14 protein-coding genes, 1 tRNA gene and 1 pseudogene are annotated in these 15,407 nt (G+C 53.7%); 11 read left to right on the forward strand and 5 right to left on the reverse strand.

Annotated elements, in window-relative coordinates; translation table 11 throughout:
* Positions 1-59: 59 nt before the first annotated feature.
* The 3 genes from ABGT79_RS04420 to ABGT79_RS04430 all read right to left on the reverse strand — a co-directional run bounded on the left by ABGT79_RS04420 (position 60) and on the right by ABGT79_RS04430 (position 1,747).
* Positions 60-227 (reverse strand): hypothetical protein, encoded by a 168-nt coding sequence (locus ABGT79_RS04420; RefSeq protein WP_337381613.1) that lies wholly within the window; start codon positions 225-227, stop codon positions 60-62.
* Positions 224-1,435 carry a phage integrase central domain-containing protein gene (locus ABGT79_RS04425; RefSeq protein ID WP_346665186.1) on the reverse strand — a complete coding sequence of 404 codons (1,212 nt, stop codon included), beginning with the start codon at positions 1,433-1,435 and terminating at the stop codon, positions 224-226. The genes ABGT79_RS04420 and ABGT79_RS04425 overlap by 4 nt, the downstream gene beginning before the upstream one ends.
* Positions 1,436-1,674: 239 nt before the next feature.
* Positions 1,675-1,747 (reverse strand) — tRNA-Glu (locus tag ABGT79_RS04430).
* A 205-nt stretch (positions 1,748-1,952) separates the two neighbouring features.
* On the opposite strand from ABGT79_RS04430, the gene ABGT79_RS04435 reads away from it, so the two are divergent.
* The 11 genes and pseudogenes from ABGT79_RS04435 to ABGT79_RS04485 all read left to right on the forward strand — a co-directional run bounded on the left by ABGT79_RS04435 (position 1,953) and on the right by ABGT79_RS04485 (position 13,517).
* On the forward strand, positions 1,953-3,194 hold the full coding sequence (locus tag ABGT79_RS04435) for a tyrosine-type recombinase/integrase (protein WP_346665187.1): 1,242 nt from the start codon (positions 1,953-1,955) through the stop codon (positions 3,192-3,194).
* Positions 3,195-3,250: 56 nt separating this feature from the next.
* A complete protein-coding gene (locus tag ABGT79_RS04440; protein WP_346665188.1) occupies positions 3,251-4,288 on the forward strand; it encodes a PDDEXK nuclease domain-containing protein in 1,038 nt (345 codons plus the stop codon).
* Positions 4,289-4,291: 3 nt separating this feature from the next.
* Positions 4,292-5,374, forward strand: coding sequence for a hypothetical protein (locus ABGT79_RS04445; RefSeq protein ID WP_346665189.1), 1,083 nt, complete (start codon positions 4,292-4,294; stop codon positions 5,372-5,374).
* A gap of 248 nt (positions 5,375-5,622) precedes the next feature.
* On the forward strand, positions 5,623-5,847 hold the full coding sequence (locus ABGT79_RS04450) for a helix-turn-helix domain-containing protein (protein ID WP_346665190.1): 225 nt from the start codon (positions 5,623-5,625) through the stop codon (positions 5,845-5,847).
* A 55-nt stretch (positions 5,848-5,902) separates the two neighbouring features.
* Positions 5,903-8,515 carry a DUF927 domain-containing protein gene (locus ABGT79_RS04455; protein WP_346665191.1) on the forward strand — a complete coding sequence of 871 codons (2,613 nt, stop codon included), beginning with the start codon at positions 5,903-5,905 and terminating at the stop codon, positions 8,513-8,515.
* Between the two features lie 268 nt (positions 8,516-8,783).
* On the forward strand, positions 8,784-9,971 hold the full coding sequence (gene mobV / locus ABGT79_RS04460; protein WP_346665192.1) for a MobV family relaxase: 1,188 nt from the start codon (positions 8,784-8,786) through the stop codon (positions 9,969-9,971).
* Positions 9,972-10,115: 144 nt separating this feature from the next.
* Positions 10,116-10,514 (forward strand): protein MobC, encoded by a 399-nt coding sequence (locus ABGT79_RS04465; protein WP_346665193.1) that lies wholly within the window; start codon positions 10,116-10,118, stop codon positions 10,512-10,514.
* A gap of 70 nt (positions 10,515-10,584) precedes the next feature.
* Positions 10,585-10,875 (forward strand): annotated as a pseudogene (locus ABGT79_RS04470) (recombinase family protein); the annotation flags it as partial.
* Between the two features lie 371 nt (positions 10,876-11,246).
* Entirely contained in the window at positions 11,247-12,137 is an 891-nt protein-coding gene (locus ABGT79_RS04475) for a DUF4037 domain-containing protein (RefSeq protein WP_346665194.1), read from the forward strand.
* Positions 12,137-12,928 carry a tetratricopeptide repeat protein gene (locus ABGT79_RS04480; protein ID WP_346665195.1) on the forward strand — a complete coding sequence of 264 codons (792 nt, stop codon included), beginning with the start codon at positions 12,137-12,139 and terminating at the stop codon, positions 12,926-12,928. Before ABGT79_RS04475 ends, ABGT79_RS04480 begins: the two co-directional genes overlap by 1 nt.
* 10 nt (positions 12,929-12,938) lie before the next feature.
* Positions 12,939-13,517, forward strand: coding sequence for a DUF4125 family protein (locus ABGT79_RS04485; protein ID WP_346665196.1), 579 nt, complete (start codon positions 12,939-12,941; stop codon positions 13,515-13,517).
* 173 nt (positions 13,518-13,690) lie between these two features.
* Here the strand turns inward: ABGT79_RS04485 and tmk are convergent, their stop codons facing one another.
* Positions 13,691-14,317, reverse strand: a complete 627-nt coding sequence (tmk, locus tag ABGT79_RS04490) for a dTMP kinase (protein WP_346665197.1) — start codon at positions 14,315-14,317, stop codon at positions 13,691-13,693.
* Positions 14,302-15,354 (reverse strand): HD domain-containing protein, encoded by a 1,053-nt coding sequence (locus ABGT79_RS04495; protein WP_346665198.1) that lies wholly within the window; start codon positions 15,352-15,354, stop codon positions 14,302-14,304. Before ABGT79_RS04495 ends, tmk begins: the two co-directional genes overlap by 16 nt.
* Positions 15,355-15,407: the final 53 nt, after the last annotated feature.

Below are 15,407 nucleotides of genomic sequence, written 5' to 3' on the forward strand. Positions count from 1 at the left end.
AACAGCGGCAGGAATTGTCATCTACCTTCCGTACCGCTGTTTATCGAAAACAGGCGTTATCAGCTATACCACGCCCGAATGATATCCATGTCGTCATAGCCGTATTGTCTCATACGGTCCTTTTCTTCTTCGCTCCAGCCTGTTTCGTTGCTCGTCACCTGTGTCTCGCCTTCTATTTTTCCGATGGAGATACGAGCATCACGGTCGCTCATGGTGTCCTCTTTCATGCCTCCTCCCTGCTTTTTTTATGTTGTGTGTTGCGTAATCCGTCCAGATAGTCAGCCCAATCCTGCATCATCTTTCGACGCTCAGGCAGATATTCCGCATAATTGTATGCCGCCCGCACTTCGTCTTGTTCCCCGTGGGCAAGCTGCCGCTCGATCCAGTCCCGGTTATAACCGAGCTCGTTGAGCAATGTAGACGCGATGGAGCGAAAACCATGCACGCTCATTTCGTGCTTCTGATAGCCCATGCGCCGAAGCGCATTAAGCATGGTCGCATCGGAAATGGGCCGTACCTCCGTGCGGATGGAGGGAAAAAGGTATGTTCCTTCCCCGGAATATTTCTGAAGTTCCCGAAGAATGGATATTGCCTGTCTGGACAGGGGAACAAGATGCTGACGGTGCATTTTCATGCGTTCGGCAGGGATGCGCCATTCCCCGGACTTAAGGTCAAATTCCTTCCACTGGGCAGCCCGCAGTTCCGTGGGACGGGTGAAGACCAGCGGAGCCAACTTCAAGGCACAGACCAGAGGGAAGTAGCCTTCGTAGGCGTCGATATCCCGCAGAAGCTGACCGACTTTCTCCGGTTCCAGCACTGCCGCCCGGTGAACAGTTTTTCGCGGTCGTAAGGCTCCCCGCAGATCGGCTGCGACATTGTGTTTCGCCCGGCCCGTGATGACCGCATAGCGGAACACCTGACTGATGATTTGCAATACTCTCCGGGAAGTCTCGTAGTTTCCCCTCTGTTCCAGAGGCTTGACGACCTCCATAACGTCCCGTGTCTCAAGTTTGGCGATATGCGTCTTGCCGATGGCCGGAAAAATGTAGGTCTCCAGCCGGTACATGACAGTTCCCTGATGCTTTTCGGAAAACTCCGCCATACGGGTTTCATGCCATTCTCTGGCGATATTCTGGAAGCTGTCGCGTTCCGCGATGGCTCTGGCCTGTCGTATCTGCCGTTTATGGTCTGAGGGGTCGATACCTCTGGACAACATACGCTTCGCCTCTTCGCGGCGTTCTCTGGCATCCTTGAGAGATACAGTTGGATATTCCCCGAAACTGAGCAGCTTGCTCTTTCCGTCAAAACGGTAGGCCATTCTCCAGAGCTTGCTTCCACTGGTGGGAATGAAAAGAAACAGGCCTCCGCCGTCGAAATATTTGCGGGGCCTCAGGTCGGGCTTCAGACTGCGGATATGGGTATCGGTAAGAGGCATGGGTACTCCTTGGCTGTCGTTGGACGAAGAGATGCCCACATGGATAAAAATATTTTTGATTCCGCGCGGTTATTCATGTAGGTATCAGAAATGTCATACCACATTTCTACCTACGGATATACCCATAAAATGTTTGGATGCAAGCGGACGAGGCTGGACTTCGGGAAACCATACCGGAAAGAAAAAACAAAGAACGCCAAGACGTTATGCATCTTAGCGTTCTTCATTGTACTCAAATTTGGCGTCCCCAGGCGGATTTGAACCGCCGTTGACGGCGTGAAAGGCCGTGATGGTCATTTTGACCGACTTTACCCCACTTTTATTAGATTATATATTTCACCTAGTTATTGAATTTTTATCCTGCCAAAAAGCCGCCGACTTCGATTGGACTTTATGCCGTTTGTGGGGCATAGTGTGGGGCAGATGAAAACGGCTATTTCCGCCGTTATCAACGGATTAAAGCCCATTCTATCCCGTATATGTGGGGCAGAGCACACTAAAAAAGGTCAAAGGTAGTATGGCAAGCAGAAAAAGACAGTCGGTCGTAGGCTATGCGGGGGTGTACTTTGTTGAAGTTCCACGTTCAACAGGGCACGGACTGGAAAAGGTCTATTACATTCGATACCGCAAACAGGGGAAGCTCATCGAGGAGAAAGTCGGCGGACAATACCGCGACAACATGACCGCCGCCAAAGCCTCCAGCATCCGTGGACTCCGTATGGAGGGCAAAGATGCCTCCAACGAGGAAAAACGCGCTGCTGTTCGAGCCGCAAAGATGGCCGAGGAATCACGATACAGTTTCAACAGATTGTGGAGCCTGTTCGAGGAAGCCAAAAGCTCCAATCGTTCCATCAAGGATGACCGTATCCGCTTCAACCTTCATATCGCTCCGTCTCTGGGAACGAAAAGCATTCCCGAACTGACCATCCACGATATAGACAAGCTCCGCGCCAAACTGGAAAAAGCAGGTAAGTCTCCGCAGACCGTCAAGCACGTTCTGACGCTGGTCAAACGCATACTGAATTTCGCCTTGCAAAAAGGATATATCGACTTCATTCCCGGCACTCTCCGCATCACCATGCCCACGGTGGACAACAGGGTCACGGAAAATCTTACTCCCGAACAAGTCCAGAACCTGCTGAAGGCACTGGACGAAGAGCCGGACCAGACGCTGGCATCTCTCGTGCGCCTGGCGCTGTTCACCGGAATGCGCCGCAGCGCCCTTCTCAACCTGCAATGGGAAGACCTTGATTTTGAGCGGGGATTCATCACATTGCGGGGGTCAGTCGCCAAGAAAGGCAAAACAGAAATCATCCCCATGAACGATCAGGCACGGGCTATTCTGACAGCTCTGCCGCAGACCAAAAGTCCTTACGTTTTTCCCGGTCGGTATGATGACAAGCCAAGGGGTAATATTACGGACATGCTCAGGAGGGTGAAAGAGAAAGCCGGATTACCCGAATCATTCCGCCCTCTGCATGGTCTGCGTCATTCATTTGCCTCATGGCTGGCAAATTCCGGGCAGATTTCCATGTATGAGCTGCAAAAACTGCTGACCCATTCCAGTCCGCAGATGACACAGCGTTACGCTCATTTGCATGATGACGCGTTGAAAAAGGCCTCCGGTGTGGCAGGTGTGCTGTTTGGTTCCATACATCCCTCTTCTCAAGAAGATAAGGATACGGTAGAAACAGGACAAGCAGCATCGAAGGCAGGCAGCAAGAAAAAACATGTTTCTCCCGCCCAGAATGACAGCTGACCTTCTACACGACAATTTTGCAGCAAACTGCTGCAAAATTGATTCTGGAGCAGAGTATGGCAAAAGATTACCCCATCCCCACAAATTATCATGTAATTTTTGAAGAGCTGAAATATCAGGTTCACACTGCCCGGATGCGGGCCACGCTTGCGGCCAATAGTGAGCTTGTGGGCCTTTATCTGGAGATAGGCCGTAAAATTCTTGAGCAACAGCGTCAGGAAGGATGGGGTACCGGAGTCATCGGCAAACTGGCTGATGACCTGCGGACTGCCTTTCCCGACATGAAGGGATTTTCGCCGCGTAATCTGTCTTACATGCGACAAGCTGCTGAGATTTTTGGTGAACACCAAATTTTGCAACAAGTTGCTGCAAAATTGCCCTGGGGACATATCATGGTGCTCATCAACAAGCTCAAGACGGAAAACACGCGCCTCTGGTACGGCCAGCAAGCTATAGAGCATGGCTGGTCCCGTGCAATTTTGACCATGCAGATAGAAAGCCGTTTATACGAACGTCAGGCAAGCTCGCTAAAAGTCAACAACTTCAAGGACCATTTGCCTGTTCCTCAGTCGGATATGGCTTACGAGGTTCTGAAAGATCCGTACATTTTTGATTTCCTTTCCGTGGGAGAAAAAGCTCAGGAACGGGAAATCGAACGGGAATTGGTCAGGCATATTACTGAATTTCTGCTCGAACTTGGTTCTGGCTTTTCCTATGTAGGCAAGCAGGTTCATCTTGAAGTTGCTGGAGAGGATTTCTTTTTAGACCTCTTGTTTTACCATCTCAAATTACGCTGTTATGTTGTTATTGAACTAAAGGCAGGCGAATTCAAGCCCGAATATGCAGGGAAGCTCAATTTTTATTGTTCTGCCGTGGACAACGAACTTCGTCATGAATATGATAACCCGACTATTGGTCTTATTCTATGCAAAAACAAAAACAAACTCCTTGCTGAATACGCTTTACGAAATATAACAACGCCTTTGGCTGTTTCTGAGTATGCTCTGACACGGGCCATTCCTGAAGAATTCAAAACAAGTCTGCCGAGCGTTGAAGAGATTGAAAAAGAACTGGATACAGGTAAACAGGAATAACACATGCTTCCTTCATCAACAAAATTAACCATTTTGCAGCGTGGCGTAGCACAAAAATGTGCGGTATTTTGTACATATATTATCAGTATTACTGTTACAGCATTTATTCTCGATTGGCTGGACAAGAAAACATTTCTGAAGATCGTCCATGAAGTACATAAACAAGGCTCTATTTCTGAGCAGGCTGTCAATGCGTTTACCCTTCTCATTGAATCGCGTGAGGGAATATTCTTTCTCAATCTTATTTTTATTGGAATTATTTGCGGAGTTGTCGGCTTGCTTATCATTCGACAATCCGCAAAGCTCCAATGGTCAAAACCAGTTGTTCTCCCCAAGGTTATTGAATTCAAACAGGCCATGCAGCATATCGGCATAAATAGCCCTGAAGACCGGATAGACTTTGTTCGCAAGCAGGGAGTTCCCATTTTTATAGCATCTGAACCATTTCTTGAACTGGAACAATATAATGTCCCCGTACGCCTGTATGCTTTTGCGTATGACTCAAATCTTAGCGATGCGAATATTTTCAGCATGTATATAGGCCAACAACGTCTGTGCCTTGACGCTGCCGATTATGAATATCTTCTGAAAAAGTATGGACAGGAAGCTCTTTCTGCCTATGCAACGCGTATTCGCGATCTGGAAGAGACCATCACCAATCTACAGGGCGCATTCTCGGTACAGCAGACAAAAATGAATGAACTCACAGAGCAAAATCAGGGATTGCTCGCTGAAAAAGTTGAATACCAAAATAAAAAGCGAACCCTTTCCGGCAGAGAAAAGAGCCTGGAAAGCCGGGAAAACGTCAAGCTGCCTGTCCGGCGTATTTTCTATCCTCTGGTGAATCGACTCATTGCCGAGGCCAAGCCGGGAACAAAGTATACCCGTACCAACATTCAGGAAGAATTTTTGCGGGAACTTGACTCCTTCCCCGAACTCAAGCCTGCGATTCGGGACGCGCTTCATACCCCCAAAAAAGCCCAAAACAACACTCCCTTTGACTTGACAGGCTGGGCTATGGAAGAAATTCGCCTTGCCCTGGGTGAGTACGCTCAAACAAGTCCGGGGCGCGACAGGGAATACTGAATTTCCGCTCTAATCTCTCAGCTCTGTGAAAGATTTTTTGCGGCACCCCACACAACTCAATATTTTTTTAACAATTTGAAATTATTTAACAAACATAAAAATCTCCGAGTTTAGACAGAACTCGGAGATTTTTTCTTTTCTCCGGCACAGAAACGGGAATTTTATTCTTTTTCAAGACCGGTATCCTTCCTTCAAACACCGCCTGACATAAGTTCACGCGGACAATCCCATGAAGGAAGGATATGATCATGACTCCCAAACAAAAACTCAATACTCAGGAAGCGGCTGCCTATCTCGGCATCCAGCCCAACACTCTTGAAGTCTGGCGCTGCAAGCATAAAGGACCTCGATATGCCAAACTCGGCACCCGCGTCATTTATGACAAGGCAGACCTTGACGAGTTCTTTGCTTCCCGTTCCATAGAAACGCTGGAAAGCGCCAAACGCGATCGCCGCTACAGGAGCCAGCGATGAATCTCCGTCTTTTTCATAGTATGCAGTTTCTGCCTGCCCATCCCGGAGGCGAAGCATGAGCGCGGATATTCAGCAAGCCTTTGCCGAGCAGCTCCGGGCAGCCGGACTGATTGTCGAGCAGGTGGAAATGGACGGGAGCCTGCACCGTTGCGGCACGGAAGGCAGACCGCATCGCAGGGACGGAGCGTACAAGGCGTTTTCCGATGTGCCCGCCTCGCTCTGGTGGAAGAACTGGCGCACTGGCGACGAAGGGACATGGACATACAAACCTAAGAAAGAACTGACCGCCGCCGAGCGGGATGCTCTGCGCGAACGCTTCAGGGCTATCCGGGCGGACAAGGAAACGGAGCAGACCCGCCGCTGGCAGGCGGCCGCAAAGCTGGCCGCAAGCATCTGGAATCATGCCCTGCTCGCTGATGCCGGGCATCCTTACCTGCAAAGGAAGCAAGTCCCCTGCATAGGACTGCGCCGGACAAAAGACGGGCGTCTGATTATCCCTGTTCTGAACCAGTCCGGCAGGATACAAAGTCTGCAATTCATCCTGCCGGAACAAACTGCCGAGGGTACGGACAAGTTCTTTCTCAAGGGAGGACGCACGGCGGGAGGCTTCTTTTCCCTTTCCGCCGGAGACGGGAAGAAAGACGGACCCCTGCTGATTGCCGAGGGGTATGCCACAGCGACCAGTCTTCATCTGGCAACCGGTTATGCCTGTCTTGTGGCCTTCAACGCCGGGAATCTGAAAGCCGTGGCCGTCATGGCCAGAGAGAGGTATGCAAAGCGTGAAATCATCCTCTGTGCCGATAACGACACGGAGACACAAGGGAATCCCGGCAAGAAAATGGCCTCTCTGGCGGCTCAGGCCGTGGGCGGCAAGCTGTCCGTCTGCCCGGCTCACGAAGGCAGGGCGACGGATTTCAACGATCTGCATCGGCTGAGCTCCCTTGAGGCCGTCCGTGCCGTTGTGGAAACAGCACGCAAACAGGATGACGACTGCCCCATGCCGGAAGGCTTTTTTCTGGTGAAGGAAGGCAGACGCGCCGGGCTGTACAAGCTGGAGACCAAATCGGACGGAGACAGTCAGGAAATCCGGCTTGGCCCTCCTCTTCTGATCAAAGGCATGACACGGGGAGCGGACGGCAACGAATGGGGCCTGATGCTGGAATGGATTGACCCGGACGGCAACAAGCACGCATGGGCCATGCCCGTGGAAATGCTGTTCCGGCAGGGAAGCGACTGGTACAGCATACTGGCCTCCGGCGGCTGGTTCGGCAATCCTTCCACCCGGTCGAAGCTGGCGGCATTTCTGTCTACAGTCCGCCCCCTTAGAAGGATACGCTGTGTTTTGCGCACGGGCTGGCATGAATCCGTCTACGTGCTTCCCGATACCGTTTACGGCGTAACAGAAGAAGACACCGTGCTGCAATCCTCGCAGCATGGCGGATTGTACCGTACATCTGGAACGCTGGAAGGCTGGCGGGAGATAGCGGAATTGTGCGTCGGCAACTCCCGTCTCAGTTTCGCGCTATGTGCGGCCTTCGCCGGGCCTTTGCTTCGCCCTGCCGGTCTGGAAGGCGGCGGCTTCAGCTTTGAGGGAGGCTCATCCTCCGGCAAGACCACGGCCTTGCAGATCGCCGCCTCCGTCTGGGGCGGCCCTGAGCATGTCCGAAGCTGGCGGGCTACGGACAACGGGCTTGAAGGCATCGCCGCCCTGCACAACGACAATGTGCTGATTCTGGATGAAATGGGGCAGGTCAACGGACGTGTTCTTGCCGAATGCGCCTACATGCTGGCCAACGGACAGGGCAAAGGCCGCTCGAACCGTGAAGGCGGAATTCGTCGTTCCCAGAACTGGCGTCTGCTTTTTCTCTCCAGCGGCGAACTTGGGCTTTCCGACAAGCTGGCCGAGAACGGTCTGAAATCCAGAGGCGGGCAGGAAGTGCGTTTCGTGGGCCTGCCTGTGGACTCGTCCATGCTTACCAGTCTGCACGGCCTGCCCGATGCCGGAGCCGTGGCTAATCGCATCAAACAACTTGCTTCCGAACATTACGGCCATGCGGGGCATGATTTCCTGCAAAAGCTGACGAAGGTCGAAACCCTGAACACCGTTCGGGCGGAAATTGGCACCGCAATGGCCGATGCCGTCCGGCATCTTGTCCCCGAAGGCGCTGACGGGCAGGTGCGACGTGTGGCCATGCGTTTCGCCCTGTGCGGCATGGCCGGAACGCTGGCCGTGCGGCTGGGCATTCTTCCCGAAAAGCTGGACGTATTGAATTGCATCGAAACCTGCTTCCGGGACTGGCTTACGGCAAGAGGCGGTACCGGAGCATCCGAGGATGCCGCCATCCTTTCCACGGTACGGCTGTTCATTGAACAGCACGGCGCAAGCCGTTTTCAGGATTTGGATACGCAAACGTCCACCTGCATCAATCGTGTGGGGTTTCAGCGCACACGTAACGGCACGACTGAGTATCTGATTCTGCCGGAAAGTTTCAAATCTGAAGTCGTCAGCGGCTATTCGGAACGACGCGCAATCAAGGTTCTTTCCGATGCTCAATGGCTTCAGACCGAACGTCCGGGACGTTTCAAATCCAGAAGAACTCTTCCAGGCATGGGGCGTCAGGAATGTTACGTTCTTGTCCTCCCTCAGGAAGAAGAGATTGCTTCATAACCTTTGTTCCAAAACACTGTCCCAAGTGTCCCAACTGTCCCAATAATAATATATTCAATATGTTATTGTGGGACAGTCGGCAAATTTGGAAAGTGTCCCACAAAAAAAGTGTCCCAATTCAACGTCTGAATTTTGGGACAGTGGGACAGTCCTCAAATACATAATTTATCATGTGTCCCACACGCAACCTATTGAAAAACAAAGTGATGGGACAGTTGGGACACTTGGGACAGTCAAAAACAAAAGTTGAAACTCAGGAGCATGAGCCATGTCCTATCTCGTACTCCATATGGACAAATTCAAGAAGGAAGCCATACGCGGCATCCAGAGTCACAACCGGCGGGAACGGGAGAGCCACAGCAACCCCGATATTGATTACGAAAGAAGCGCGGCGAACTACGAGCTGCACGAAGCCGCAGCATCGAACTATGCCGAAGCCATTCAGAACCGCATTGACGACCTCCTGCTGGTCAAGGCCGTGAGAAAGGACGCCGTGCGCATGTGCGGGCTTATCGTCACCTCGGACAAGGCGTTTTTTGATGGTCTCACGCCGGAAGAAACAAGGCGTTTCTTTGAGGAGAGCAAAGCCTTTCTCACGGAGTTTGTGGGCGCGGAAAATGTCGTTTCCGCAATGGTTCACATGGATGAAAAGACGCCGCACATGCATTTCCTTCATGTGCCGGTGACGCCGGACGGGAGGCTCAACGCCAACAAAATCTATACCCGCCAGAGTCTGCGGAAACTGCAATCAGAGCTTCCCGCCTACCTGCAAAGCCGGGGCTTCAACATTGAACGCGGCGTGGAGCAGACTCCAGGCTCCGCAAAAAAGCATCTGGATACCCGCGAGTTCAAGCAGCAACAGGAAGCGTTGGAAAAACTGATTCAGGAATCCGAAGAGACTTCCCGAAATTCACGGCAGCTTATCAACGCATTGGAACAGCGTGAAGAAGAGCTGAGAAAGAACATTGAAGAATATGAGCGGCAGTCCGAGGAGGCGGAAAAAGTTCTTCGTGAAGATTCCTCTCTGCCGAAAGCCTCTCTTTTCAATTATCCGTCCGTGCTAAAAAAAGCCTCTTCCCTCATTGAAGAACTGAAAAAGGCGCTTGCCGTCAAGCACCTGGTCCAGCAGAGGGAGGAAACGCTGCAACGGGAAGTGGATACCCTTCGCGGAAAACTGACGCGGCTTGAAGCGGGATACACGACCCACAGAAAACAAAGCCATGAGGAAAAAGAGGAGCTGGAGAAGCAGTTGAAGAAAATGAAGAGAATCATGGCAGGCTATCAGGAATTTTTGCTTCTGCCGGAAATAAGGCCGCTGCATATCGAGTTCGTGGAGCGCAAGCGCACCGAACAGCTCCAGCGCCAGCAGGAAGAGGAACGGCAGCGGCAGGAGCAGGAGGCGCGGGACAGGGAGCGTCGGCAGGCGCGCTCCGCCCGTGGCATGAGAATGAGGTAAGGCGTCGGGAGGGAATCTTCGCACAGGCCGAAGATATAGCCCACTATGCTTCACTTCGTGAAGCGTGGGCGACCGTCCCGCTCGACCGGGAAGACAAAACGCCCATCCGGGGCATGGCCCCGGCGAAATACAGGAGAACACACCATGACCATTACCGCGACTCAGCTGAAGGAAATCAGACAGGAGTTTGCCGCTCTCAAACCCGCTTCCGTCACGCTGGACGGGAATCGAACCATGTCCGTGAAGGAAGCCGTCTTCGCTCTGGCCCCGACGCTGGAGCGGATGAAGAAGCGCGGCTTCGACACACAGGAGATTGTCGAGCGCCTGCACGAAAAGGGTATTGAGGTGAAGGCCCCGACCCTCGCCAAATACCTGAGCGAGTTCAGACGGCAACGGGAAGGACGAAAGGCAAAGAAGCAAGACACACCCCCGGCCCCGGCATCCACAGGGCGGATGGCAGAAGGCGTAAAGCGTTCTGTTCCTGAAAACGAACACAGGCAGAATTCGTTCATCGTACCAGATATGCCGACTGACCGGTTATAAGTCAACGGCAGGGAGAATCAATATGCCCCAGACTTATGGATATGCCCGTGTATCAAGCACAGACCAGAACGAGGACCTTCTCGGCACGTTCATTGCCGACCTCGTTCTTCAGGTACTGTCGTTCGTAGCCCAGAGCGAACGGGAAAACATCCGAAGACGACAGGCCGAAGGCATTGCAGCAGCAAAAACAAGCGGCATCAGCTTCGGAAGAGAGCCCAGCCCCCTTCCCTCCTGTTTCTCCCGCGTATACGCGCTGTGGAAGGACGGTAAAATCAACACCTCGGAAGCAGCGAGGCGCTGCGGCATGGCTCGGTCCAGTTTCCGTTACCGTGCAGGCACCTATATGAAGAACACTTCGTAATGTCAGGGCATGGTGTATTGTTCCACCAGAAGCCGTTTCCCTTCCATTCTTCAACGGAAACCATGTAGAACATACACCATGCCCGTGGAACCAGACGACTTCACCGGAGTTGTTCAGGAAATTCCCCGTATGCCGCCGATCGGCTATGGCAATGACAAACGCTCCATGCTAAAACACATCAGCTTGCCGGAGTTACCCCTGCCCCACGCTGCAGGAACAGCCTATCCTGCCGGCGACCGCATTCTTTCGGGCTGTCAGAGCACTGCAGCCCCGCCGGGAATCAAGGCCCCGCCGGTGTTCCCGAACTGTGAGGTTTTCATGTCTTCCAACGGCCTTTCTCTCTCCCGACTTTTTTCGACGCTTCGCTTCCCATGCTCAAGGAGCTTCTCCCCGACATCATGAGCTGTTCTGCAGCGGGTCTGGTCGGAGAAGGATCGGAATGCCTTGGTCTGGACGACGAGATTTCCCGCGATCACGACTGGGGGCCCGCATTCTGTCTGTGGATACCCGATGAGCTCTTTCATACGGAAATCGACCGGATAGAACACGCCATGGAAGCTCTGCCGCCGTCCTTTCAGGGACATCCTTCCCGCATGCGCAGGGAAAAACGCATCGGCAGAACAGGCCCCTTCCCTCTCCGCGGATTCTACCGGCGATTCCTCGGGCTGGATCATCTTCCCGTCACCTGGCGTGAATGGATGAGCATTCCCGAATACCATCTCTGTTCATGTACCAACGGAGCCGTCTTTCTGGATACAGGCGGCGAATTTTCGGAAGTACGAAAAAAACTGCTCGACTACTATCCCGAAGATGTACGCCGCAAAAAAATTGCAGCCCGCTGCATGATTATGGCACAGGCCGGACAATACAATCTTCCACGCTGTCTCCAGCGCGGCAACGCAACGGCGGCCATGCTTGCCGCCGCCCGCTTCTCCGAGGCGGCGCTGTCCATGGCCTTTCTGCTGAACAGGCGATACATGCCCTTCTACAAGTGGGCCGGCCGTATGGCTGAAACGCTGCCCATACTGGGGCAGAGCACCGTATCCACACTCAATACCCTTGCCGGCACGCCGTGGAGCTCCCTCAATATGGAAATGGAGGCAGCACAGGCCGTCGAAGAGCTGTGTACGCTGGTTATCGAAGAACTCAGACGACAGGAATTGTGTGATATGCGGGACAACTGGCTGTGGGCGGCCGGGCCCGTCGTGCAGATGGGCGTCAGCGACCCGGAAATCCGCAGCCGCAATGTCATGGAGGACTGATGGACAACTTCCGATCCGCTCTGAATGCGGCAAGACAGCTTCCCGACCCACAGGCGGAAGACGCACTGCACGGTCTTCTGGCACAAAATCCAGAACTTGCCCCCGCAGAGGAAGGAACCCTGCGCTATACTCTCGGCATCATCCTGCTCCGGCAGGAAAAAAACACGGAAGCCCGCAGGGAACTGGAACAGGCCTGCCGTCTTCTCGAAAAATCCCCGGGAGCAGAAACGGCCCTGGCCATGACCGCCCTGGCCAGAATCCAGCTTGTCTGCGGCGAGCTGGAGCAGAGTCTGAGTACCGACAGAAACGCCCACCGGCTGCTTCAGGAACATCTTTCGCCGGACGACCCGCGCATGGCCCCCTCTCTCTTTTCCCTGTCCCTCACAGAATACACGGCCCGGCAACTGCCGGAGGCTGAAAAGCTGACAACAGAGGCAAAACGGCTCTGGGAAAAACAGCTTGGACCGGACAGTCTGGAAGTATCCACATGTTTGAACAATCTTGGCCGTATTCATGAGGAAACAGACCGACAGGAGGAAGGCATTGCCTACCACCGGGCTGCACTGAACATACGTCGCAAGGTGCTGGGCGATCACCCGGAAACGGCCTTTTCCATGGGGAATCTGGGTACCGCTCTGGCTGCTGCCGGAAAATGGCAGGACGCTGCGGACACGCTGCAGGCTGCCATAGACTGCTATGCCCGCTGCGGTCATACATCAGGCGGCGATATTGAAGGCTATCGCCGCAATCTGGACATATGCCGGAGTGCGCTTGCTCTGGAAAAACCATAAGGAGTTCGTCATGAGCCTCGAAGAACAAAAAGAAAAACTGATCGGAGAAATTGTAGAACGGGAACTGGCCATGTTTCTCGCCACGCCCAATGAAGGCGGTACCAGCGACTATCAGACCAGGCCGGACACGTTCCGCATCATGCGCCGCATGAACCATTGCGTACACGGAGTCCCCATGCTGGAGTCCTATCTTCAGGATCTTGAAGAAGCGGCAGCCCAGGGCCGCAATCTCATGACGGAAAAGTATGCCCTCATGGATGACCGCATTCCCCTTCTTACCCAGCGCCCGCTGCCCCTGGAAATCGCCGTGGCCGAAACGGGATTTCTGCAGCAGGCTGCCGCCTGGTATCCCCATGCCGTTCAGGCCAGCGGAGACGATGCCTTCTGCAACTACTGCCGCTGCGAACTGGAAACTCTTTCCGATCGTACGCTTGAGCTCTATGCCGAGGAAGTAAAGCAGGCCATCAGCGAGGAGCGCAATCTTGCCGTGGAGCGATATGACTTTCTGTGGAAGCTTCTCGGTGAAGGATCGCTGGAAGCCTATGAGGCCAAGCTTGCCGCCAATGATCCGGACTCCAAAGCCCAATAGCACGATGATCCGGAGCTGAATCTCTCCGAATGCTCCCGTTTTCCGCCCCCGGAAACGCTGCACAAAAGAACTTCGTGCACAGTTTTACCCGGCCGGTCATACCATCTCCCGAAAACAGCCCCCGGTCATGAATTCATGACCGGGGGCTTCCATCTGCCACAAACTGCGAAATATCAAAGGGGCAGATCCAGCGCCGACAGTGCTTCGCCAAGAAGCACCTCGGGCGCATGCTCCGCATTAAGCACACGGAAACGCTCCGGCCACCGTGCGGCACGCTCAAGAAATCCATCGCGAATCCGCTGATGAAACGCGCGTTCCTCCGCCTCAAAACGGCCTTCACTCCGGCTCAGTCCCTCACGGCCGTTACGGATCAGAGCCCGTTGCAGTCCGTTTTCCACAGGAAGATCCAGCAGAAGCGTTCTGTCCGGCCAAAGTCCGCCCGTGGCATAATCATTAATGGTCTGCAGCCAGTCCACATCCATACCGCGTCCGTATCCCTGATAGGCAATGGTGGAGTCGGCATACCGGTCACACAATACCCAATCCCCTCGACTCAGGGCAGGACGAATGGTATCCGCCACATGCTGAGCTCTGTCGGCCAGGAAGAGAAAGAGCTCTGCACGGCTGTCCAGAGAACTCGATACATCAAGCAGAAGCGGCCGGAGACTCATGCCCAGTCCGCAACCGCCCGGTTCACGTGTGCGTACAAAAGATATGCCACGCCGTTCCAGTTCCCGGACAAGCAGCTTCATCAGAGCGCTCTTGCCTGCACCCTCCACGCCTTCTACAGTAACGAACACTGCCTTTCCTCCTGCTGACGGGATTCCGCCTTTTTCTCCTGACGCAAAGACTTCTTCTCCACGGCCGTTTCAGGCGTACAGGCAGGACGGCAGATGCTGCGCCCCAGGAAATTCTGATAGGAACTCCAGGTCATGCCTTCCCCTTCTCCGCGCGGAGGAAGTATCCCCCGGCACTGGGCCAGCTTGGCATCAATATTGTCGGCATAATGCAGAACAAATGCTTCCGGAGTGGCAGGCTCACGCACGGCTCCGAACTCCGGCTCTCCATGATGGCTGGCAATAAGATGCTTGAAGTGCATGACAAGTTCCGGGGCAAGCCCGGATTTCTGCAGAAAAGGCTCAAGCATGACAAGCCCCTGCACTATATGGCCGAGGAGCCGCCCTTCATCCGTATATTCCGTTACCAGGATTCCGCCCATCTCATCAATCTTGCCTATATCGTGCAGAAGAGCGGCTGCAAGAAGCGTCTGCCGGTCCAGTTCCTGATAGTGGTCAGCCATGAGCATGCAGACTTCCGCCACGGAAAGCATATGTTCCAGAAGACCACCCGCGTAGGCGTGATGGACGGACTTTGCCGCCGGCGCCCGGAGCAGCAGCGGACGTATCCGCTTGTCGGAAAGCACGGAACGCAGGAATTTTCTCCATGGCTTGTGCGTAAGCACCCGATCGCACAGACTTTCGATATCCTCAAGCATATCTTTGGCAGGCCGGGCACTGGAAAGAAGATAATCCTCCATGGGCAGAGAAGCGATTTCCTCATCATCAAGCACACGCAATCCGTCCACCGTAAGCTGAAGCTGATCGCGATACAGAGAAACATGCCCTTCCACCCTTACCATCTGTCCTGCAGCAAGCGAGGAAAAGGAAAGGCTGAGCGGGCTCCATATCTTGGCTTCCAGTGCCCCGCTCGCATCCTTGAGCTCCAGTCTCCAGTATGGGCCGTTCCGGGACTGCTGAAGCGATGCCAGCGAAATAAGATAGTTTGAAGCGATCTCCTCACCGGCCGCCAGGTCGCTGATCTTCCGGTGTTCCGTCATATTCACCTCTGGAGGATTTGACTTTTGGTTCCCGTCCTATACAAGAAAACATG

Origin of the sequence: uncultured Mailhella sp. (assembly GCF_963931295.1) — a bacterium.
Lineage (GTDB): Bacteria > Desulfobacterota > Desulfovibrionia > Desulfovibrionales > Desulfovibrionaceae > Mailhella.